At 74.6% G+C, this 2,764-nt stretch carries 3 protein-coding genes; 2 read left to right on the top strand and 1 reads right to left on the bottom strand.

Going from position 1 to position 2,764, the window contains the following annotated elements:
- Positions 1–83 precede the first annotated feature (83 nt).
- Together AOK24_RS41110 and AOK24_RS41105 are read left to right on the top strand one after the other, a co-directional pair.
- Positions 84–830, top strand: coding sequence for a MerR family transcriptional regulator (locus AOK24_RS41110; RefSeq protein ID WP_055725002.1), 747 nt, complete (start codon positions 84–86; stop codon positions 828–830).
- A complete protein-coding gene (locus AOK24_RS41105) occupies positions 827–1,420 on the top strand; it encodes a hypothetical protein (protein WP_055725001.1) in 594 nt (197 codons plus the stop codon). The genes AOK24_RS41110 and AOK24_RS41105 overlap by 4 nt, the downstream gene beginning before the upstream one ends.
- Here AOK24_RS41105 and AOK24_RS41100 read toward each other — a convergent pair.
- A partial coding sequence (locus tag AOK24_RS41100) for an RNB domain-containing ribonuclease (protein ID WP_055725000.1) occupies positions 1,371–2,764 on the bottom strand: 1,394 nt, incomplete at its 5' end. The genes AOK24_RS41105 and AOK24_RS41100 overlap by 50 nt on opposite strands.

Below are 2,764 nucleotides of genomic sequence, written 5' to 3'. Positions count from 1 at the left end.
GCCCACGCCGTGAACCCGTCCCCCCGGAGGCCGCCATGACCGCGCTTGACCCTGCCGCGACGTCAACGTCTGTACTGGTGGGCATGAGGATCGGAGAACTCGCCGAGACGATCGGCGTCACCACGCGGGCTGTACGCCACTACCACCACCTGGGCCTGCTTCCCGAGCCGGACCGCCTCTCGAACGGCTACCGGGACTACACGCTGCGGCACGCGGTGGCCCTCGCGAGGATCCGGCGGCTCACAGAACTCGGCGTGGGTCTCGCCGAGGTCCGGGACGTACTCGCGGACGACGCGGGAAAAGACCTGGTCGAGGTCCTCGGGGAGCTGGACGAGGACCTGGCGCGGCAGGAGGAGGCGATCCGGGAGCGGCGGGCGCGGCTGAGGGTGCTCCTGGAGGCGGGTGAGCTGTCCGCCGAGGGGCCGGTCTCCCCGGAGCTGGCGGAGCTTTTCGCGCGGACGTCGGGGCTCGCCGACTCCCCGATGGCCGCGAAGGACCGCGAGGTGCTCGCGCTGATCGAGACGGCGGCACCGCCCGAGACGCGGGCGCGGCTCCTGGCGGCCGTCGGATCGGTCGCCGGCTCCCCGGAGGCGATCGCGCGGGCGAACGAGGCGTACGCCCTACTGGACGACCTGGCCGGAGCCGAGGCGGACGACCCGCGCGTGGAGGCCGCCGCGCACCGGCTCGCCGCGTGCGTGCCGCCGGACCTGCTGCCCGAGGAACGGCCCGAGCCCGACACCATGTTCCTGCGCGCCTTCTACGCCGACTTCCCGCCCGCGCAGGCGGCGGCGATCCGGCGGGCACTGGAGATCCTGGGGGTGGAGACATGAGAGTCCTGCGGGCGCTGGCCCGGCATCAGGGGCGGATGTGGGCCGACCTCGCGCGGTGGGCGCGACGGCGGCACACCGGGGAGGGGCGGCGGCTGGCGTACATGCGCGGGCAGGGCTCCATGACCGCGGCGATCGTGTTCGTGTGCGTGGTCGAGACGATCGGGGTGGCCGTCCTGCTGCGGGAGTACCCCGTCGCGCACTGGGTGGCGTTCGCCCTCGACGTCTACACGCTCGCGCTGGTCCTCGGGTCGTACGCGTCCTGCGTGGTGAGGCCGCACGTCCTGGAGGCGGACGCGCTGCGGGTCCGGTACGGGCAGGTGGACGTCCGGCTCCCCTACGACCGGATATCCGGCGTCCGGCGCGAGACGCGCTCCTCGCACCCCGAGGCCGAGGGCGAGCTGAGCCTGCCGGTCGGCGGACAGACCTCCGTCACGCTGGAGCTGGCGGAGCCGGTCGTCCACACGGGGCTGCTGGGGCGGGTGCGAGAGGTGACGGTCGTGCGGCTGCACGCGGACGACGCCGACGGTGTCGTCCGGGAGATCAGGCGGGTGCGAAGCGGACGGTGCGTGTCGCCGGATCCGCTCGGGTGAGGCGGACGCGGAGGTGTTCGCCGAGAGGGAGGTGATCGCCGTCGATACGGCCGACGACGGCCGGGGACTCCAGGTGCACGGTGCCGTGGTGGTTCTCCAGGTCGATGACGCAGGCGTCGAAGGTCTCGCCGACGTGACCGGCGAGGACGGCGGCCTCGACGACGTCCACGCAGGCCCGCTCCACGGCGTTCGCCCGGTGGCCGCCCTCCGCCATCCGCTCCGGGAGCGCGTCCAGCGCGGCGAGCACCCACTCCGGGGGCGGGTCGCCGACCACCGCGGCGAGGCACAGCTCGGTGGCGTAGCGGTCGGCGAGGCGGCGCAGGGGGGCCGTGCAGTGGGCGTACGGGGCGGCGACCGCCGCGTGCGTGGTGAGGTCGGGGAGGGCGCCGTCGCGGAAGACCGTGTAGCCGGCGCCGCGCAGGAGGCTCGTGCACTCCTGGAGGAACGCCGCGTGGCGCGGGGTGCGCGGGTCGAGGGAGCGGATCAGGCGGGAGTACGGGACGTGGTGCGGCCAGTCGATGCGCAGCGCCTGCGCGACCCTGCGCAGGCGGGCCACCGCGCCGTCCGGGGCGGCGGGGAGGGTGCGCAGCACTCCCGTGCCGGACGACAGCATCAGGTCGGCCGCCGCCATGCCGGTCAGCAGGGAGAGCTGGGCGTTCCAGCCGTCCGCGGGCAGGGGCGCGCGGTACGTCAGCTCGTACGTGTCGTCCCGCTCCACGATCTCCTGCTCCGGGACGTTCAGGGAGATGCCTCCCCGCTCGACCTCCTGGCGTTCCCGCAGCTCACCGATGGTCTTCAGCAGGGCGAGGGGTTCCTCGGCGGTGCCCTCGTCGATCTGCTTCTGCACGCCCGCGTAGTCGAGTTTCGCCCTGCTGCGCACGAGCGCGCGGCGGACGTCCACCGCGAGCGTCCTGCCGTCCGCGTCCAGGTCGATCGTCCACAGGGCCGCCGGGCGGGGCCGGTCCGGGAGCAGGCTGGCGGCGCCCTCGCTGAGGACCGCCGGGTGCAGGGGGACCCTGCCGTCCGGGAAGTACAGGGTCGTCACCCTGCGGTTCGCCTCCGCGTCCAGCGCGCCGCCCGGTACGACGAACGCCGCGACGTCCGCGATCGCGTACCGGACGCGGTAGCCGGTGCCCTGCCGCGACAGGTGCAGCGCCTGGTCCAGGTCGGTCGACTCGGGCGGGTCGATGGTGAGGAAGGGGATGTCCGTCGCGTCGTACGCCGGGAGCGTGGGGTTCGTCGCGGCCCGCTCCGCCTCCGCGAGGACCTCCGGCGGGAAGGCGGCGGGGACTCCCAGCTCGGTGCGGAGGTCCGCGAGGGCGGCGCGGAGGGGGGCTTCGGGTG

Source organism: Streptomyces niveiscabiei (assembly GCF_001419795.1).
GTDB lineage: Bacteria > Actinomycetota > Actinomycetes > Streptomycetales > Streptomycetaceae > Streptomyces > Streptomyces niveiscabiei.
The sequence above is the reverse complement of the archived record's forward strand: the minus strand, read 5'-3'. Positions and strand labels throughout refer to the sequence as shown.

Excerpts from the sequence above, each read along its gene's own strand:
- AOK24_RS41110 (WP_055725002.1), top strand. The coding sequence starts at position 84 with ATGAGGATCGGAGAACTCGCCGAGACGATCGGCGTCACCACGCGGGCT.
- AOK24_RS41105 (WP_055725001.1), top strand. The coding sequence starts at position 827 with ATGAGAGTCCTGCGGGCGCTGGCCCGGCATCAGGGGCGGATGTGGGCC.